Consider the following 17,615-nt stretch of genomic DNA (forward strand, 5'->3'; position numbering starts at 1 on the left):
CTATTTCCGCGCCTTGTACGCCTGGTAGCCCCAGATCAGCACGAGCGCCCCCAGCACCGCGCCAATAATGCCGCCCAGCAGGCCAAGGAAGGCCAGGATACCTTGCAGGATCAGCCCACCCAGCAGCGCCCCGGCCACACCAATGCCGATCGTCACCAGCGGGTCGGCGTCGATGCGCATGATCCGTGTCGCAAGATAGCCCGCAACGGCCCCGATGACGATGAGATAGATCAGTCCCATGCTGCGCCTCCCTCTCAGCGGCCTCTACGCCAGTGCGTCGGAATTATGATCAGCGCCCCGATGGACGAGATGATCGCATCCACCCCCGGCGCACCGAAACGAAAGCCGAACATGATGCGGATGAAGTAGAACAAAAAGGCCCCACCGACGCAGATGATGATCGATTGCAGGATCCCGTTGCGGGTGAAGCCGGATTTCTCGCTGAGATAGCCGACGATCCCGGCGATCACCACGGTGCCGAACAGTTGCAGATACATGAGACCTCGTTGCTCTGGTTGGCGCGATGCTGGCCTGTTTCCGGACCGGACGCAAGCGCGGGTCACTGGGATATTCTTGGCCAGAGGAAAAGGAGGGTCAAAGGCGGGTTCCCTTGGGGAGCGCCATGCCGCGCAGGAAGTCCTCCGTCCCCTGTGGCCCACGTCCGGCCTTTTGCAAACGCAGGACTTTCACCGCGCCGCTGCCACACGCGATGGTCAGCGCGTCGTCGAGCACCTCGCCGGGCGTCCCGCTGCCCGCGCCAATTTGCGAGGCAAGGAACTTGATCCGCGTGCCCTCGTGGTCGATCCACGCGCCAGGAAAGGGTGAAAGGCCACGGATCTGGCGGTCGACAGCTTCAGCAGGACGGGTCCAGTCGATCCGCGCCTCCGCCTTGTCGATCTTGTCGGCATAGGTGACGCCGTCCTCCGGCTGCGGCTCGGGCGTCAGCGTATCGAGCTGTGCCAGAGCCTCGGTAATCGCCTCCGCACCCAAACGCGACAGGCGATCATGCAGCGCTCCGGTTGTCTCCTCCGCGCCGATCGGTGTCTCGCGACGCAACAGCACCGGCCCGGTGTCCAGACCCGCCTCCATCTGCATGATGCAGACGCCGGTCTTGTCATCCCCCGCCATGATCGCGCGGTGGATCGGCGCCGCCCCGCGCCAGCGCGGCAGCAGGCTGGCGTGGATATTCAGGCAGCCTCGCTTCGGCGCGTCCAGAATGGCTTGCGGCAGGATCAGCCCATAGGCGACCACCACCGCCGCGTCGGCGTTCAGTGCGGCAAAATCCGCCTGCTCGGCCTCGCCTTTCAGACTGACGGGATGGCGCACGGCCAGACCCAGCGTCTCGGCCCGCGCCTGGACCGGAGTGGGGCGGTCCTTCTTGCCGCGCCCTGCCGGGCGGGGCGGCTGGCAATAGACCGCCGCGATCTCGTGTCCGGCATCCACCAGCGCGTCCAGCACCGGCACCGAAAATTCGGGCGTTCCCATGAAGATCAGGCGCATGACACTCTCCTGCTGGCGCCTCAGCGCTGTTTGCGGGCGCGGCGCAGCAGCATGTCGCGCTTCACCTTGCTCAATCGGTCGAAATACATGCGCCCGTTCAGATGATCGACCTGGTGTTGCACACTGGTCGCCCAAAGCCCGACGAAATCCCGCTCCTCGACCTCACCTTCAGCGTTCAGGAACCGCACCGTCACGGCGCGCGGGCGACTGATCCTGGCATGCACGCCGGGCAGGTTCGGGCTGGCCTCGTCATGCTCGCGCATCTGGGCGCTGGCGTGCAGGATCTCGGGGTTCGCCAAGCGCACCGCCTGACCGCGCGCATCGCTGGCATCGACCACGGCCAGCCGCTTCATCACGCCGATCTGCACGGCGGCCAGCCCCACGCCCGGCATCGCGTCCATCGTCTCGATCATGTCGTCCCAGATCGCGCGCTCGGCATCGGTGACCGCAGCGACCGGCGCCGCGGGCGTGCGCAACCGCTTGTCCGGCCAGGGCACGAAGGGGCGCACGGCCACGCGGCTAGCCCCGCGCCTTTTCGCGCTTCAGCTTCTGCATTTTACGCGTGATCAGCTGGCGTTTTATCGGGCCCAGGTAGTCGATGAACAGCTTGCCGTTCAGGTGGTCGATCTCGTGCTGCACGCAAGTAGCCCACAGCCCGTCGAACGTGTCGGACTGTTCGTTCCCGTCCCGGTCGATCCACGTCACGTCCACCACCTTTGGCCGCGTCACCTCGGCGAACTGGTCGGGGATCGACAGGCAGCCTTCCTCGTAGACGTTCGTCTCGTCCGACGACGCCACCACCTCGGGGTTGAACATCACCAGCGGACGCGGCGGCTCGCCGGCCTCCTCGTCCTTGGCGCAATCCAGCACGATCAGCCGGTCCATCACGCCGATCTGCGGCGCGGCGAGGCCAATGCCAGGCGCGTCATACATCGTCTCCAGCATGTCGTCGGCCAGCGCGCGCAATTCGTCGCTCAGGTCGGATACCGGGTCGCACACCTTTTTCAGGCGCGGGTCGGGATGGATCAGGATCGGTCGCAGCATGGGCGTCCATTTAGGCGATAGATCAGCGCGGCGCAACGCCCTTGCACCTGCGGCACTTTCCGCTAGCTTCCCGCCCGAGGCACAACCGGAGGACACCATGACCATCCATCCCGATTTCGACCGTCTTATCGACCGGCGCGGTACCAACTGCGCGAAATGGGATGCGATGCAAAAAGCCTACGGAGTCGATCCCGTGGATGGCATTCCGATGTGGGTGGCCGACATGGATTTCTCCGCCGCCGACGTGCTGCAAGAGGCGGTGCAGCAGCTTCTTGAGAAGGCCAATTACGGCTATTTCACCGGCGAGGCCGAAATGAAGACGGCCGTGGCCTGGTGGATGGAGACGCGCCATGGCTGGTCCCCCGACCCGCGCCACATGTTTTCCACCGCCGGTCTCGGCAATGCGATCGCGCTCTGTTTGCAGACCTACAGCGATCCGGGCGACGAGATCATCATCTTCACGCCGGTTTATCACGAGTTTACCAACAAGATCGTGAACGCGGGCCGCACGGTCAAGGAAAGCCCGCTTCTTCGCGACGCGGACGGCATGTATCGCATGGATCTTGAAACGCTCGAAACGGCGATGACGGGACGCGAAAAGATCGTGCTGTTCTGCTCGCCGCACAACCCGGCGGGCCGTGTCTGGTCCGTCGAGGAGCAACAGGCGCTCGCGGCCTTCTGTATCAAGCACGACCTGATCCTGATGTCGGACGAAATCCACCATGACCTTGTGTTTCCCGGCGCCACGCATGTGCCGATGCCGATCGCCGCGCCAGAGATCATTGAGCGGCTGATCATGCTCACCTCGTCGTCCAAGACCTTCAACACTGCCGGGTCGCGGCTTGGCACCGTCACGATCCCGGGCGCCGATCTGCGCGCGCGCTTCGTCGATGCCCTCAAAGCGCTGAACCTGTCGCCCAATCTGCTGGGCTACGTCCTGACACGCGCCGCCTACACCCAGCGGGGCGCTGACTGGGTCGATGCCCTGGTGGGCTACCTCGACCGGAACCGCGTCACGTTTCTCGAGGCGATACGGCAAATTCCCGGCCTGCGCGCGATGCCGATGCAGGCGACGTACCTGGCATGGGTCGATTTCACCGATACCGGCATGGACATGAGCGAGGTGCTGCGCCGGGTCAAATCAGACGCGCGTATCGCGCCGTCCGTCGGCGCCGAGTTCGGCAGCGGGGGCGAAAGCTTCCTGCGTTTCAACATCGCCACGCCGCGTGCGCGTCTGTCGGAGGCGGCAGCACGGCTGCAGGACGCGTTCTCGGACTTGCAGTAGGGTCGCCCTCGGGGATTTCGCATTGCGCGCAGCTCAATGCGATTGATACGAGGGGCCAGCCCCTCGCGCTCCCCGGGATATTTTCGGCCAGAGGAAAAGGCCGGATCAGCCTTCCGCGATCAGCGCCACCGGCGCGTCATCGGGGCGTTCGAAATCCACCGGCTGCTCGCCCGTAGCCTCGTTGACGACCTTCAGCTCAAACCGGATCTCGCGTCCGTCCTCTTCGGACGCCACGATAAGGCACCGCTTGAGGTGCCGCGCCCCATCGTAAAGGTCCACCAGCCCGCGCAGATGCGGCGCCGCCCCGGCAGGCAGGGCAAAACCGTCATTCCAAGCCCGCAGAACGGCGTGCGATTGCGCCCCGGCCTCGACCCTCAAACGGTTGCTTTTCTGCCAGCCACGCATCCGCGCTTCTTCGAGGCCCGCAAGGATCTCCGGGGAAAGAAAAGTCGTCATGGCCAGCACCTGTGCAAAGAATCGTCCCGATAGAATGTAGGGCTAAACCATGACAGTCACGTGAAAATTTCGCCGCATTGCCGCAATGCAGGCGCGGCGCGTCACTCGCCCAGAAGTCCGGTCAGCTGATCGCCCAGATAATAGCAGACAGCCACCTGCCCGCCTGCGCCATGCGGCCCCATGAAAACCCCGTCTGCATCCGAGATGTAGGCGCAGATCGCCTGGAACTCCGCCAGCCGCGCCGCGTCCACCGGCCCGCCCCGGCTCAGCAGGTCCTCGATCTCCTGCCGCTCCCCGAATTGCTGTACCGCCCAGGCCGCCTGCTGCATCGGCAGGGGCACGTCCGGATGACCCCAGGCCCACATCCAACTGCCATCGTCGGAATAGGTGCCGATCACCTGCGCCTGCGCCGCGGTTTCCTGCCCGCCATCGGGGAAGAAAACGATCCGGCCTTTCTTCAGGTTCAGTCGAAACGCGCTCGATCCGTCCCGCGGCGGTGTGAAACGGCCACCGGCCATGCGGGTCTTCAGGAAAAAGCCCGCGTTGACCGCCAGTTGCCGATAGCTCTCCGGCAATTGCGTCGCTCCGGCATCGGCCTGTCGACCGGCGAATTCCAACAGGATCTCGTTCATTCTCTCGTTCCTTTCGGGATGGCGGGTGGGGCGGCGTTGCGCCGCAGCGCAACCAGCGTCACCTGCCATCGTGGTTAACGCTTCACCATGCTCCATTGCATGACCGTCTCCAGTGCGCGCCATCGGATCTCGCCCTCCACCGGCTCGGCCCGCTCGACCGACAGTCTGACAAGATCTCCGCCATGTGCACCATGGAGATCCGACAGCACAGCTTCGGTTTCCGGCGTGTCCGCATTCGCCACCAACCGCCCCAGCGGACGCAGCCGCGACCATGCCGCGTCGAACACCTCGCGGCTCATCCCTCCGCCGATGTACACGGCGTCCGGCGCGGGCAGTCCCTCGAACGCGGCCGGCGCGCTGCCATCGACAAGGTCGAGCTTCGGAACGCCAAGCGCCAGCGCGTTCGCCGCGGCCATCGCCCGCCGGTCGGCCCGTGGCTCGACCCCGATGGCCCGGGCATAGCGCGCGCCGCGCATCCATTCCACGGCGACCGAGCCGCATCCGGTCCCGATATCCCACAGGACCGCGCCGCGCATGGGCATCAGTCTGGCCAGCGTCACGGCACGTACCTCGCTCGGGGTCACTGTGCCGTCATGCTCGAACAACTCGTCCGACAACCCGGGCACGCGCGGCAATAGTGCTGCGTCCGGCGCGGCCACGCAGTCCACCGCCAAGGTGTTGAACGCGGGCACTACGTGATCCCACGTTTCCGCCATGCCATCAAAGCGCATTTCCTGCGCGCCGCCCATCGCGGCAAGCACCGTCATGCGGGACGCGCCGAACCCCCGCTCGGTCAGAAACCGAGCGATCCGGCCCGGTGTGCCAGCGCCTGTGGCCAGGATGATCAACCGCGCCTCCGGCTGGATAAAGGCAATCATCTGTTCCACCGGACGGCCATGCACGGTCAGCGTTTCCACGTCCGGCAAGCTCCAGCCCATCCGGGCGGCAGCCAGTTGAAATGCGCTCACCTGCGGATGATAGGTGATGTCTGCAGGATCGAGAACGCGCCCGATCCGGGCCCCTATTGAAAACCACAGGGGGTCCCCCGCCGCCAGCACCACCACACGCCGCCCGCGCAGGCTGCGCAACAGCGCGATCAGGTCGTCGAACGCCTCGGGCCACGCCAGGCGCTCGGCCTCGCCCGCGCCCTTCAATGCCGGATGACGGTCGCCGCCGATGATGAATTCGGCGGACTCGACCACGGCCCGAGTCGCGGGCAAGAGGCCTTCCATGCCGTCCTCGCCGATGCCTACGACATGCAACCAGGCTGTTTCCATCGCTCGTCCCTCCCTGGCGCGAGGGCCTCGCCGGGCGCTACTCCACCTGTCGCGAAGACACCTACAGCAGGCGTCACGAACGGGCAAACCAAAGCGGGCACATGGTGCCATTGCGTCGCCCTTGTGTGTGCCTGCACAGCCTCTGCGCGGCGATTGGTCCTGCCCGAAACCATCTGTGCCGCTATGTGTTGACCCAAGGACAAAGGAGGCTCCGATGGGCGAACTGATAGACGGCACCTGGCACACCGGCTGGTACGACACCAAGAAACACAGCGGCGCTTTCAAACGCGAAACGTCGAAATTCCGCAACTGGATCACCTCCGACGGCAGCCCCGGTCCGAGCGGCGAAGGCGGTTTCAAGGCCGAGCCAGGTCGCTATCACCTTTATGTTTCGCTGGCATGCCCCTGGGCGCACCGCGCGCTGATCTTCCGCCGCCTGAAGGCGCTGGCGGACCTGATCGACGTTTCCGTCGTGCATCCCGACATGCTGTCGGATGGCTGGACCTTCGACTCCGAGCACCCCGGCGCGACGGGTGACAAGCTGTTCGGACTCCCCTTTGCGCGCGACCTGTATATCCGCGCGGACCCGAACACGACCGGCCACGTCACTGTCCCGATCCTGTGGGACATGCAGCGCGAAACCATCGTGTCGAACGAAAGCGCCGAGATCATCCGCATGTTCAACACCGCCTTCAACGACATCACCGGCAATACCGACGACTACTATCCCGAGGACCTGCGCGGCGAGATCGACCCGATCAATGAGCGCGTCTACAACACCGTGAACAATGGCGTCTACAAGGCCGGGTTCGCAACCACCCAAGACGCCTATGACGATGCGGTCACACCGCTTTTCGAGTCGCTGGACTGGCTTGAAAACCTGCTGTCAAAGCGGCGCTATCTTGCCGGCGATCGGGTGACCGAAGCCGATTGGCGGCTGTTCACCACGCTCATCCGCTTCGACAAAGTCTATCACGGGCATTTCAAATGCAATCGGGCCCGGATCGTGGACTATCCCAACCTTTGGGGTTTCCTGCGGGAACTCTATCAATGGCCCGAGGTGTCGATGACCGTGAATTTCGACCACATCACCCGGCACTACCATTACAGTCATGACAGCGTGAACCCGCACCGCATCATCCCTATCGGCCCCGATCTCGACCTCACCGCGCCCCACGGGCGCGGCTGACAAGGCCGGTCAGGCGGCGCGCCAGTCACCGGCGTCTGGCTCCGTACCGGCGTTGGCACCTGCTGCGCCTTCGGATTTGCGCCCCTTCAGGCGGAACGCTGTCACCATTCCATGCAGGGTTTCGGCTTCCTTTTTGAGCGAATTCGAGGCTGCTGACGATTCCTCGACCATCGCGGCGTTCTGCTGCGTGACCTGGTCAAGCTGCGCGACGCTGGTGTTCAGTTCCGAAAGGCTGGTCGACTGTTCGTTCGCACCATTGGCAATATCGCCGATCAGGTCCGCGATGTTCCCGACGCGCGTGACGATGTCGGTCAGCGCGTCGCCCGCGCTGTTGACCAATGACACGCCATTCTCCACATGCGCGCCACCCGCCCCAATCAAGCTCTTGATTTCGCGTGCCGATTCCGCACTACGCTGCGCCAGTGCCCGGACCTCGGAGGCGACGACTGCGAAACCGCGTCCCGCATCGCCCGCACGCGCCGCCTCTACCCCGGCGTTCAACGCCAGAAGATTGGTCTGGAAAGCGATGTCGTCGATCACGCCGATGATCTGATTGATTTCGTCCGACGACTTCTTGATCTCGGACATTGCCCCTATCGCGTCACGCACGACGTCTCCACTGGTCTCGGCCTTGCCGCGGGTCTGTTGTACGACCTCCTTGACGCGCGTGGTGCCCTCGGCGGCCGATCGCACGCTGGATGTCATCTCTTCAAGCGCCGCGGCTGTTTCCTCCAGCGTGGCAGCCTGACCTTCCGTCCGTCGGGACAAGTCCAGCGACCCGACGCTCAGCTCTTCGGCGCGCAGATGAATCTCCGTCGCATTCTCGGCGACCGCGCCGATCAGGTCGCGCAGGCTCCTGACCGTGGTGTTGAAGTCCTCTCGCAGGCTTTCATACTCGGGCGGGAACGGATCTTCGATCGTCTCGCTCAGGTCGCCGGCCGCAAGCGTGTTAAGCCGGTCGCGCAGCACACCCACGAGGTCACGCGCCTCCTGGCCCGCCCGCTGCGCCGCCTTCCGCGCGGTGTCCGCCTCTTCCGTCAGCCGCAATGCCTCGCTGCGCTGCTCGATCATCGTCGCGCGACGCCGTTTCGCGTCCAGCATCGACAGGGACAGGATGCCGCCCTCGATAACGACGATCGTACCGTGGATGGCCGTGCGCATCACGTTGCTCAGAAGGTCCGCCGCAGGATAGACCATCGCCGGCAGCGCCAGCGTCAGGCCAAGGTGATGCACCGCCGTCAGCCCGCAGGCCATGATCAGCACCCGGATACTGCCCATGGTGGAAACCACCGCCAGCACAGCAAAGAACATCATATGGGTGTCGATCTGCCACGGGTGCCTTGACAGCGCCGCCGTCAGCAGGGCCGATTGCCCCACGAGTCCTGCTGCCAGTATTCCGCGCGTCAGTCTGCTGCGCCCCCGATGCGCCAGCAGGCCCGCTCCGGCGAAACCAAGCGACAGAAGCATGAGCGGCAGGGCGGCATTGCCGACGATCCATGCAGCCGCCGCAGGTAGCGGCATCATCAGCAGCAGCATAAGTGCCGCGAATTTCATGCGCTTCTCATCGTCGTCGCTACCGTACTCTGTCATGTCAGGCTCCCTAGAAACCACAAATTGACGCCAGCGCCGTCGCGTCGAGAACTGCCCACGCGCCGCCCGCGACCGCGTCCTCCGGCCTGTCCAGCACGGCAAGCCGCGCCACTGGCGCCACCACCAGCCCGATTTCCCGGCCTCCGGCCGCCGCGATGATCCGCTCCGGGTCTTCGCCCCATGGCGGCACCAGGACCAGCGCCGGCCGCCCCGCCTTTCCAGGGCCAGACATCATCAATGTCACGGGCAGCGTCGCAAGAAGCTGCACGGCGAGAAACCCTGCAAGGCAGGAATCGATGGCAAATGACCGTCGCATATCGCGGGTTTTAGAGGTAGAAACCCTAACAGCAGGTTTAGCCGGCCGGAAAAACCGGCCGCGCATCTGCATGGGGTAACGCAGGCCTGCAAAAAGCGCGCCCGAATCCCTTGACGGCCTGTCCCAATGGCCGTAGATACGCGCAACGGAATTCAGGGCGCTGCCTATGGCGGTGCCCCTTTGCATTGAGTGGGTCCGCCCGTGCGGCCCGACAAACACGAGGATGAACCCATGTCGCGCCGCTGCGAACTGACCGGAAAAGGCCCGATGGTTGGCAACAACTCCAGCCACGCCAACAACAAGACCAAGCGTCGCTACCTGCCCAACCTGAACGACGTGACCCTGCAATCCGAAACGCTGGGCCGCGGCATCAAGCTGCGCATCACCGCCGCTGCCCTGCGCAGCGTCGACCACCGCGGCGGGCTGGACCGCTTCCTGGCCAAGGCCAAGGACACCGAACTTTCGGACCGCGTGCTCAAGGTCAAGAAAGAGATCGCCAAGGCGCAGGCCGCTAGCGCCTGATCGCCACTCGGCATCCAACAAGACGAAGGCCCTGCCATTTGGCGGGGCTTTTCTTTTGCGGCCGTCTCTCCGCTTCATGAGCGAAGGCCGGCTTCGAGCCCAAACTCGCACCGAGGGCGGGGCGCATCGAATGGTGGCTTCTAAAAGTGCGCAGGACGACGCAGCGTGGTATACTTGCCGAATGATGATCTCGGATATCGAGGACTATTTTTTAAAAGGATGCGGCCGGTGCGAGCGATTCGGCTCATCCAACTGCTCGACGAAGGTTTGGGAGAAGGGACTGGCGAAGCTGCGGGACATCTGCCTATCTGCCGATCTGAAAGAGACGGTCAAATGGGGCCACCCCTGCTATATGCATGCGGATCGCAACATCGTCATCATCGGCGCGTTTCGGGAGAATTTTCGGCTCAGCTTCTTCAACGCCGCGCTGATGCAAGACAGCGAGGGCGTGCTTGAAAAGCAGGGACCGAACACTCGACACGCAGACATGATCCGCTTCACCTCGAACGACGGCCCTGCAAAGCAAGAGAATGTGATCCTCGCCTATCTGGACGAGGCGAAGGCCTATGCTGATGAAGGAAAGAAGCCTTCCAAGACCGAGCACGAACTCGACCTGCCAGAGGAGCTTGTCGAGGCCCTCGATGCGGACCCTGAACTTTCGGAAGCATTCCACGGGCTGACGCCGGGTCGGCAGCGCAGCTATGTCATCAATCTTAATGGCGCAAAGAAGTCACAAACTCGAGTGAACCGGATCGAGAAGTTCCGAGAGAAGATCATCGACGGGAAAGGGGCCAACGAGCGGTAACGCAGACGTTTGGCAAATGGCAGCTCAGTCCACAAAAAGGACATCGGCCGAAGATGCGATCCACACGGTCCAACCCTATCGGTTGACGGCGTGCGCTTCAGTCCGCCACCGCTGCCCGAATGGCCTGCATGTTCTGCCCGTAAACCTCGGGCTTCTCCACCGAGCCGCCCTTGAACACGGCGGACCCGGCCACCAGCACATCCGCGCCCGCCTCCACCACCAGCGGTGCGGTTTCCGGCGTCACGCCGCCGTCGATCTGGATATGCACCTCGCGGTCCCCGATCATCTGGCGCAGCCGGCGCGTCTTCTCGACCCCGGACGTGATGAACTTCTGCCCGCCAAAGCCGGGGTTCACCGTCATCAGCACCACCATGTCCACCATGTCGAGCACGTATTCGATGCTCTCCAGCGGCGTGCCGGGGTTCACGCAAACCCCCGCCTTGCACCCCGCCCCGCGAATGGCTTGCAAGGTCCGGTGAATATGCGGCCCGGCCTCGACATGGGCGCTGATCATGTCCGCGCCCGCCTCGGCATAGGCGTCGATATACTGATCCACCGGCGCAATCATCAGGTGCACGTCCATGAACGTTTTCACATGCGGACGGAACGCCTTGACCGCCGGGGGGCCGAAGGTGAGGTTCGGCACGAAATGCCCGTCCATCACGTCCACATGCACCCAGTCCGCACCCTGATCCTCGATCGCCCGGATCTCGGCCCCGAAATTGGCGAAATCGGCGGACAGGATGGACGGTGCGATCTTGACGGAACGGTCGAACGGCATGGCAGGCTCTCCTTGGGGTTTGCCCTGCTCTTGCGGGGTTTGGCGCACGCCGTCAAGTCTCGCGCCGCCGGATTGCACCGCACCGCCATTCGTGGCACCAATTGATCCCGCCATTCCGTCAAGGGGGACCCGCACCATGCTCGGCCAGATGCAACATCGCCCGCTCAGGATCATCGACATCCTGACCTACGCCGCCGAAGCCTTCCCCGAACAGGGGCTGGTCTCGGTCCGCGACGAAAGCGACATTCACCGCGCCACCTATCCTGAAACGCTGGCCCGTGTCTGCCAACTGGCCCATGCTCTCGACGCGCTCGGGCTCAAGACCGGCGACCGCATCGCTACGCTCGCCTGGAACGGCTACCGCCATTTCGAGCTTTACTATGCCATCGCCGGGATCGGCGGCGTCTGCCATACGATCAACCCCCGCCTGCCCCCCGACCAGATGCAGTATATCCTCGACCACGCGCAGGACAGCGCGATCTGCGTGGATATCAGCCTCGTGCCGCTGCTGGAAAACGTCACGCTACCAGAGGGTTGCCGCGTCATCATCATGACCGATGCCGCGCACATGCCCGACGCCCCCGACGGCGCCCTCGCCTACGAGACCCTCATGGCGGACCAGCCCACCAGCTATGACTGGCCCAGCTTCCCCGAGGACACCGCCGCCGGCCTCTGCTACACCTCCGGCACCACCGGCAACCCCAAGGGCGCGCTCTATTCGCACCGCTCCACCGTGCTGCACGCGCTTCTGGTCATCGCCGGTCACCCTCAAAGCCTGCGCCACGGGTCGCGCGTGCTGCCCGTGGTCCCGCTCTTTCACGTCAATGCGTGGGGGATGCCCTATACCGCGCCGCTGGCGGGCATGACCATGGTCATGCCGGGGCGCCACCTCGACGGGGCCAGCCTCTATGATCTGATGGACCGCGAAGAGGTCTTCTCCGCCTGGGGCGTGCCCACCGTCTGGGCCGGACTGCAACAGGAGATCGCCAAGCGCGGCACGCCACCAAATGGGTTCAAGGACCTCGTCGTCGGTGGCTCCGCCGCCCCCCGCTCGATGATCACCGCCTTCGAGGAGATGGGCGTCAACGTCAACCAGGCCTGGGGCATGACCGAGATGAGCCCCATCGGCACGCGCGGGATCCTGCCCAGCCACCTTGCCGATGCGCCTTTCGACGAGCGCGTCGATGCCAAGGTCGGCGCGGGCCGCCGCCTCTTCGGTGTCGAGTTCAAGCTCAAGGACGACGCGGGCAACCTCGTGCCGCACGACGGCGAAAGCCCGGGCGAGCTCTTCGTGCGCGGCAGCACCGTGATCTCGGGCTACTACAATAACGAAGACGCCACCGCGGCAGCCATGGACGAAGACGGCTGGTTCGGCACCGGCGACGTCGCCACCGTCGATGACAATGGCCGCCTCATCGTGCGCGACCGCGCCAAGGACCTGGTGAAATCGGGCGGCGAGTGGATCAGCTCCATCGACCTCGAAAACGCCGCCATCTCGCACCCGCTGATCGACACCTGCGCCGTCATCGCCATCCCGCATCCCAAATGGGACGAACGCCCGGTTCTGGTCGTGGTCTCCGCCGGTGCCGAAAAGCCCACGCTGGAAGACATCCACACCCATCTCGAACCGCATTTCGCCACATGGCAGATGCCCGACGACATCCTCTTCACCGATGCCCTGCCGCTCACCGCGACGGCCAAGGTCTCCAAGCTGACCCTGCGCGAACAGTTCTCCGATTACGTCCACCCCGACCTGCGCGAGGACGGCGCGTGAGCCTGTCGCTCGACACCGCTGCGCTCGAGGCCTGGGCCAAGACCCACCTGCCCGCCCTCGGCGGTCCGGTCACGGCCACCAAGTTCTCCGGCGGGCAATCCAACCCCACCTACATGCTCGACACGCCTTCGGGCCGCTTCGTGCTCCGCCGCAAACCCCCCGGCGTGCTGCTCAAATCCGCCCATGCCGTCGACCGCGAATACCGCGTGCAAAAGGCACTGGCGGACACCGACGTGCCGGTGCCGAAGATGCACGCCCTCTGCGAAGACGACAGCGTGATCGGCTCGGCCTTCTACATCATGGACCATGTCGAGGGCCGCAATTTCGATCAGCCGTCCCTGCCAGACGTCGCGCCCGAAGCCCGTGGCCCCCTCATCGACGCCATGAACCGCACCCTGGTGGCCATCCATTCCGTCGACCTCGACGCCAGCGGCCTCGCCGATTACGGCCCCCCCGGCCACTACTGCGAACGCCAGACCGAACGCTGGACCAAGCAATACCGCGCCACCGCGACCGAGGATATCGCCGAGATGGATGCCCTCATCGACTGGCTTTTCGCCAACATGCCTCCCGATGACGGCCAGCGCACGCTGGTCCATGGCGACTACCGCCTCGACAACCTGCTCTTCGCGCCCGACGCCCCCCGCGTCGCCGCCGTTCTGGATTGGGAGCTGTCGACCACCGGCCACCCCTATGCCGATCTGGCAGCGGTCATCATGCAATGGTCCATGCCCGCCACCACCGAAGGGCGCGGGCTGGAGGGGATCGACCGCGCCGCCCACGGCCTCTGGTCCGACAGGCAGTTCATCGATACCTATTGCGAAAGGCGCGGCATCCCCGGCATCGCGGATTTCCACTTCTACCTCGCCTTCACCTATTTCCGCATGGCCGCCATCCTCCAAGGCGTCAAGAAACGCGCCCTCGACGGCAACGCGTCGGACCCCGACCGCGCCCTGAAACTGGGCGCCTATGTTCCCTTCTTTGCCCGCTCGGGCCTGAAAGCAGCCACCCAATGACCGACACGTTCAATCCCAACCTGCGCGAGGCGCCCTCGCCGCTCTCCGCAACCCTCGGCTTCGACATGACCGACTGGTCCGAAGGCTATGCCCGGGTCGAAGCCCCCCTCGCGCCGCACCTGATGAACCGCCAGGGCCTGCCCCACGGGGGCGTCTACGCGGCAATCCTCGATACGGCGATGGGCTTTTGCGGCTGCTTTACCGGCGACCCGAAGGTCAAACAGAATGCCCTGACGCTCAGCATGACGGTCAACTACCTCGCCCGCGCCACCGGCACGCACCTTGTGGCAGAGGCCCGCGTGACGGGCGGCGGTCGCTCCACCTTCTTCGCCAAGGGCGAAGTCCGCGACGACACCGGCGCCCTCATCGCCGAGGCCACCGGCGTCTTCAAACTGCGCTCCCGGACATAACCGGCCGCGCCCGCGGGCGCGATCTCACGCACCTCACACATCCCCTGTGCGTAGGGTGGGTGAAAACCCACGCGGCACCCATGTATTTCCTGAAAACCCCCTTGACCTTCCAGTCACTGGAACCCTTATCTACGCCTCATGACAACGCTTCGCCTAGAGATTGACGGCATGTCCTGCGCCGGCTGCGCGGGCCGCGCCGAACGCGCGCTCACGTCCCTGCCGGGCGTGGACGCCGCAACCGTGAACTTCGCCACCGGCACCGCGCAGGTAGACACCGGCACCGCGTCGCTCGACGCCATCACCGGCGCGCTCTCCTCTGCGGGCTATCCTGCCCGCACGGCGCAAACGACCCTCTCGATTGACGGCATGCATTGCGCCTCCTGCGTGGGCCGGGTCGAAGACAGCCTGACGGCAACCCCAGGCGTGCTGACCGCCACCGTCAACCTCGCGACCCAGACGGCGCAGGTCACCTACCTGGCGGGCACCGCCACGCCCGCCGACCTCGCCCGCGTCGTCACGCAGTCCGGCTACCCGGCCCGCCCGTCCGAGGAAGACACGCCCGATCCCGCTGCTTCGCGCCGCGCCGCAGAGATCACCCATGCCCGCCGCATGACCCTGCTCGCCGGGGCGTTGACCCTGCCGGTCTTCGTCACCGAAATGGGCGGGCACCTCATCCCTGCATTCCACCACTGGCTGCACGGCCTGATCGGCCAGCCAACGCTCTGGACCCTGCAATTCATCCTCACCACGCTGGTCCTCGCCTTTCCCGGCCGGCAATTCTTCACGCTTGGCCTGCCCGCGCTCTTTCGCGGCGCGCCCGACATGAACAGCCTCGTCGCCCTCGGCACCCTTGCCGCCTGGGGCTACTCGACCCTCGCGCTCTTCGCGCCGACCGTCCTGCCCCCCGGCACCGTCGCCGTCTATTTCGAGGCCGCCGCCGTCATCGTCACCCTCATCCTTCTGGGCCGCTGGATGGAGGCCCGCGCCCGCGGCCGGACCGGCGCCGCCATCCGCCGCCTCATCGGGCTGCAACCCGACACCGCCCGCGTGATACGAAACGGTGAAAACACCGAAATCCCCGTCGCGCAGGTCGGCGTCGGCGACAGGATCCAACTGCGCCCCGGCGAACGCATCCCCGTCGACGGCTCCGTCACCGACGGCACGTCCTACGTGGACGAATCCATGATCTCGGGCGAGCCCCTGCCGGTCTCCAAATCCGACGGGGACGCCCTCATCGCCGGCACGATCAACGGCGACGGCGCGTTGACCATGACCGCCACCGGCGTCGGCCGCGACACCATGCTCGCCCGCATCGTCGCCATGGTCCAAGAGGCCCAGGGCGCCAAACTCCCGATTCAGGCGCTGGCCGACCGCGTGGTGCGCATCTTCGTGCCCGTGGTCATCGCCACCGCTGTCCTGACCGTCCTTACATGGCTCACCTTCGGTCCCAATCCCGCCCTCGGTCTCGCCCTCGTGGCAGGCGTCTCGGTCCTGATTATCGCCTGCCCCTGCGCCATGGGCCTCGCCACGCCCACCTCGATCATGGTCGGCACCGGTCGCGCCGCCGAACTCGGCGTGCTCTTCCGCAAGGGCGACGCGCTCCAGACCCTGGCCGAGGCAAAGGTCGTCGCCTTCGACAAGACCGGCACGCTCACGATGGGCCGCCCAACCCTCACCACGCTGCACCTCGCCCCCGGCTTCGACCGCGCCGAAACCCTCGCCGCCATCGCCGCGGCAGAGGCACAGTCCGAGCACCCCATCGCCCGCGCCATCGAGGCCGCCGCCCAAGCCGAAGGCCTCACTCTGCCCGCGGTCAAGGCGTTCAAGGCCAAGTCCGGTCACGGTCTCACCGCGACCGTGGACCACCAAGACATTCTGGTCGGCACCGCGCGCCTGATGCAGATGCACGACATCGACACCGCCCCCTTCAAGGCCGAGCTTGATGAGCTTGCCAACAAAGGCGAAACGCCTGTCTTCGCCGCCATCGACACCCGGATCGCCGCCTTGCTCGCGGTCTCCGATCCAATCAAGGATCAGGCAAGGGATACGATCCAAGCCCTCCATGGCATGGGCCTGCAAACCGCCCTCATCACCGGCGACACGGCAGCCACGGCTCACGCCGTCGCCGCGCGCCTGGGCATCGACCACGTCGAGGCCGAGGTCCTGCCCGGCGACAAGCGCGACACCATCGCCCGCCTGCAAGAGGCGCATGGCGCAACCGCCTTCGTCGGCGACGGCATCAACGACGCGCCCGCGCTGGCACAGGCCGATATCGGCATCGCCATGGGCACCGGCACGGACGTCGCCATCGAAAGCGCCGACGTGGTGCTCGTCTCCGGCAACCCCGCAAACGTGCTGACCGCGCTCCATGTCTCGCGCCGCACCCTGCGCAACATCCGCCAGAACCTGTTCTGGGCCTTCGCCTACAACGCCGCGCTCATCCCCGTCGCCGCCGGCGCGCTCTACCCTGTCACGGGCGCGCTACTGTCGCCCATGCTCGCCGCCGGCGCCATGGCGCTCTCTTCAGTCTTCGTGCTGACCAACGCCCTGCGCCTGCGCCGCCTGACCCCGGAGACCCCGCAATGAACATCTCGCAGATCGCAGACAAGACCGGCCTGCCGCCCAAAACCATCCGTTACTACGAGGAGATCGGCCTCATCACGCCCGACCGTGGCGCCAACGGCTATCGCGTCTTCACCGACAGCCACCTGCACAAGCTGGCCTTCCTGGGCCGCGCCCGGACCTTGGGCTTTTCCATCGAGGATTGCCGCACGCTGCTGGCACTTTACGAGGACGACACCCGCGCCAGCGCCGACGTCAAATCCATCGCCCGCCAGCACCTGGAACAGATCAACGAGAAAATCGCGCAACTGCAATCCATGGCCGACACGCTCGGCCACCTCATCGACTGCTGCGCCGGCGACAACCGCCCCGATTGCCCGATCCTGAATGACCTCGCCCGCCACTGAGCGTCAGAATTTTCGTACGAAAATTCTCGCCCAAGATTATTCGCACGAA

The 17,615-nt window shown here is 65.3% G+C and carries 20 protein-coding genes; 9 read left to right on the top strand and 11 right to left on the bottom strand.

Annotated features, from left to right (window positions below):
- The 5 genes from PVV74_RS16155 to def (PVV74_RS16175) form a co-directional block, all read right to left on the bottom strand.
- Positions 1-240 carry a GlsB/YeaQ/YmgE family stress response membrane protein gene (locus PVV74_RS16155; RefSeq protein ID WP_103764751.1) on the bottom strand — a complete coding sequence of 80 codons (240 nt, stop codon included), beginning with the start codon at positions 238-240 and terminating at the stop codon, positions 1-3.
- A 14-nt stretch (positions 241-254) separates the two neighbouring features.
- Positions 255-497 carry a hypothetical protein gene (locus PVV74_RS16160; protein WP_103764750.1) on the bottom strand — a complete coding sequence of 81 codons (243 nt, stop codon included), beginning with the start codon at positions 495-497 and terminating at the stop codon, positions 255-257.
- A gap of 97 nt (positions 498-594) precedes the next feature.
- The gene (gene fmt / locus PVV74_RS16165; RefSeq protein ID WP_274593934.1) at positions 595-1,500 is read right to left on the bottom strand and encodes a methionyl-tRNA formyltransferase; all 906 of its coding nucleotides are present in this window, start codon (positions 1,498-1,500) and stop codon (positions 595-597) included.
- Between the two features lie 20 nt (positions 1,501-1,520).
- Positions 1,521-2,015: a peptide deformylase gene (gene def, locus PVV74_RS16170; protein ID WP_103764748.1), complete on the bottom strand. Its 495-nt coding sequence runs from the start codon at positions 2,013-2,015 to the stop codon at positions 1,521-1,523.
- A 4-nt stretch (positions 2,016-2,019) separates the two neighbouring features.
- Positions 2,020-2,544 carry a peptide deformylase gene (gene def, locus PVV74_RS16175; protein ID WP_274593935.1) on the bottom strand — a complete coding sequence of 175 codons (525 nt, stop codon included), beginning with the start codon at positions 2,542-2,544 and terminating at the stop codon, positions 2,020-2,022.
- A 97-nt stretch (positions 2,545-2,641) separates the two neighbouring features.
- Here def (PVV74_RS16175) and PVV74_RS16180 point away from each other — a divergent pair, with 97 nt between their 5' ends.
- Positions 2,642-3,829: a MalY/PatB family protein gene (locus tag PVV74_RS16180; protein WP_103764746.1), complete on the top strand. Its 1,188-nt coding sequence runs from the start codon at positions 2,642-2,644 to the stop codon at positions 3,827-3,829.
- A 105-nt stretch (positions 3,830-3,934) separates the two neighbouring features.
- Here the strand turns inward: PVV74_RS16180 and PVV74_RS16185 are convergent, their stop codons facing one another.
- The 3 genes from PVV74_RS16185 to cbiE form a co-directional block, all read right to left on the bottom strand.
- Entirely contained in the window at positions 3,935-4,285 is a 351-nt protein-coding gene (locus tag PVV74_RS16185; RefSeq protein WP_103764745.1) for a hypothetical protein, read from the bottom strand.
- 101 nt (positions 4,286-4,386) lie between these two features.
- Entirely contained in the window at positions 4,387-4,917 is a 531-nt protein-coding gene (locus PVV74_RS16190) for a DUF6882 domain-containing protein (protein ID WP_103764744.1), read from the bottom strand.
- Positions 4,918-4,991: 74 nt separating this feature from the next.
- Positions 4,992-6,194 (bottom strand): precorrin-6y C5,15-methyltransferase (decarboxylating) subunit CbiE, encoded by a 1,203-nt coding sequence (gene cbiE / locus PVV74_RS16195; RefSeq protein ID WP_274593936.1) that lies wholly within the window; start codon positions 6,192-6,194, stop codon positions 4,992-4,994.
- Positions 6,195-6,408: 214 nt separating this feature from the next.
- Here cbiE and PVV74_RS16200 point away from each other — a divergent pair, with 214 nt between their 5' ends.
- Positions 6,409-7,383, top strand: a complete 975-nt coding sequence (locus PVV74_RS16200; RefSeq protein WP_274593937.1) for a glutathione S-transferase family protein — start codon at positions 6,409-6,411, stop codon at positions 7,381-7,383.
- A 9-nt stretch (positions 7,384-7,392) separates the two neighbouring features.
- Here the strand turns inward: PVV74_RS16200 and PVV74_RS16205 are convergent, their stop codons facing one another.
- Positions 7,393-8,973, bottom strand: a complete 1,581-nt coding sequence (locus tag PVV74_RS16205; protein ID WP_274593938.1) for a methyl-accepting chemotaxis protein — start codon at positions 8,971-8,973, stop codon at positions 7,393-7,395.
- A gap of 10 nt (positions 8,974-8,983) precedes the next feature.
- A complete protein-coding gene (locus tag PVV74_RS16210; protein ID WP_274593939.1) occupies positions 8,984-9,241 on the bottom strand; it encodes a hypothetical protein in 258 nt (85 codons plus the stop codon).
- Positions 9,242-9,520: 279 nt separating this feature from the next.
- Between PVV74_RS16210 and rpmB the strand changes: the two genes are divergently transcribed.
- Both rpmB and PVV74_RS16220 read left to right on the top strand, forming a co-directional pair.
- The gene (gene rpmB / locus PVV74_RS16215) at positions 9,521-9,811 is read left to right on the top strand and encodes a 50S ribosomal protein L28 (RefSeq protein WP_103764807.1); all 291 of its coding nucleotides are present in this window, start codon (positions 9,521-9,523) and stop codon (positions 9,809-9,811) included.
- A 181-nt stretch (positions 9,812-9,992) separates the two neighbouring features.
- Positions 9,993-10,616, top strand: coding sequence for a YdeI/OmpD-associated family protein (locus tag PVV74_RS16220; RefSeq protein WP_274593940.1), 624 nt, complete (start codon positions 9,993-9,995; stop codon positions 10,614-10,616).
- 97 nt (positions 10,617-10,713) lie between these two features.
- On the opposite strand, the gene rpe is transcribed toward PVV74_RS16220, so the two are convergent.
- Positions 10,714-11,397 carry a ribulose-phosphate 3-epimerase gene (gene rpe, locus PVV74_RS16225; protein WP_103764805.1) on the bottom strand — a complete coding sequence of 228 codons (684 nt, stop codon included), beginning with the start codon at positions 11,395-11,397 and terminating at the stop codon, positions 10,714-10,716.
- A gap of 136 nt (positions 11,398-11,533) precedes the next feature.
- Between rpe and PVV74_RS16230 the strand changes: the two genes are divergently transcribed.
- From PVV74_RS16230 to cueR, 5 genes are all read left to right on the top strand, one after another.
- Positions 11,534-13,171 carry a long-chain fatty acid--CoA ligase gene (locus PVV74_RS16230; RefSeq protein WP_274593941.1) on the top strand — a complete coding sequence of 546 codons (1,638 nt, stop codon included), beginning with the start codon at positions 11,534-11,536 and terminating at the stop codon, positions 13,169-13,171.
- On the top strand, positions 13,168-14,187 hold the full coding sequence (locus PVV74_RS16235) for a phosphotransferase family protein (RefSeq protein ID WP_103764738.1): 1,020 nt from the start codon (positions 13,168-13,170) through the stop codon (positions 14,185-14,187). The genes PVV74_RS16230 and PVV74_RS16235 overlap by 4 nt, the downstream gene beginning before the upstream one ends.
- Entirely contained in the window at positions 14,184-14,597 is a 414-nt protein-coding gene (locus PVV74_RS16240; protein ID WP_274593942.1) for a PaaI family thioesterase, read from the top strand. The genes PVV74_RS16235 and PVV74_RS16240 overlap by 4 nt, the downstream gene beginning before the upstream one ends.
- Before the next feature lie 138 nt (positions 14,598-14,735).
- Positions 14,736-17,183, top strand: a complete 2,448-nt coding sequence (locus PVV74_RS16245; RefSeq protein WP_274593943.1) for a heavy metal translocating P-type ATPase — start codon at positions 14,736-14,738, stop codon at positions 17,181-17,183.
- Entirely contained in the window at positions 17,180-17,566 is a 387-nt protein-coding gene (cueR, locus tag PVV74_RS16250) for a Cu(I)-responsive transcriptional regulator (RefSeq protein WP_103764735.1), read from the top strand. Before PVV74_RS16245 ends, cueR begins: the two co-directional genes overlap by 4 nt.
- Positions 17,567-17,615: the final 49 nt, after the last annotated feature.

The organism is Roseovarius sp. SK2 (assembly GCF_028807495.1).
Classification (GTDB): Bacteria; Pseudomonadota; Alphaproteobacteria; order Rhodobacterales; family Rhodobacteraceae; genus Roseovarius; species Roseovarius confluentis.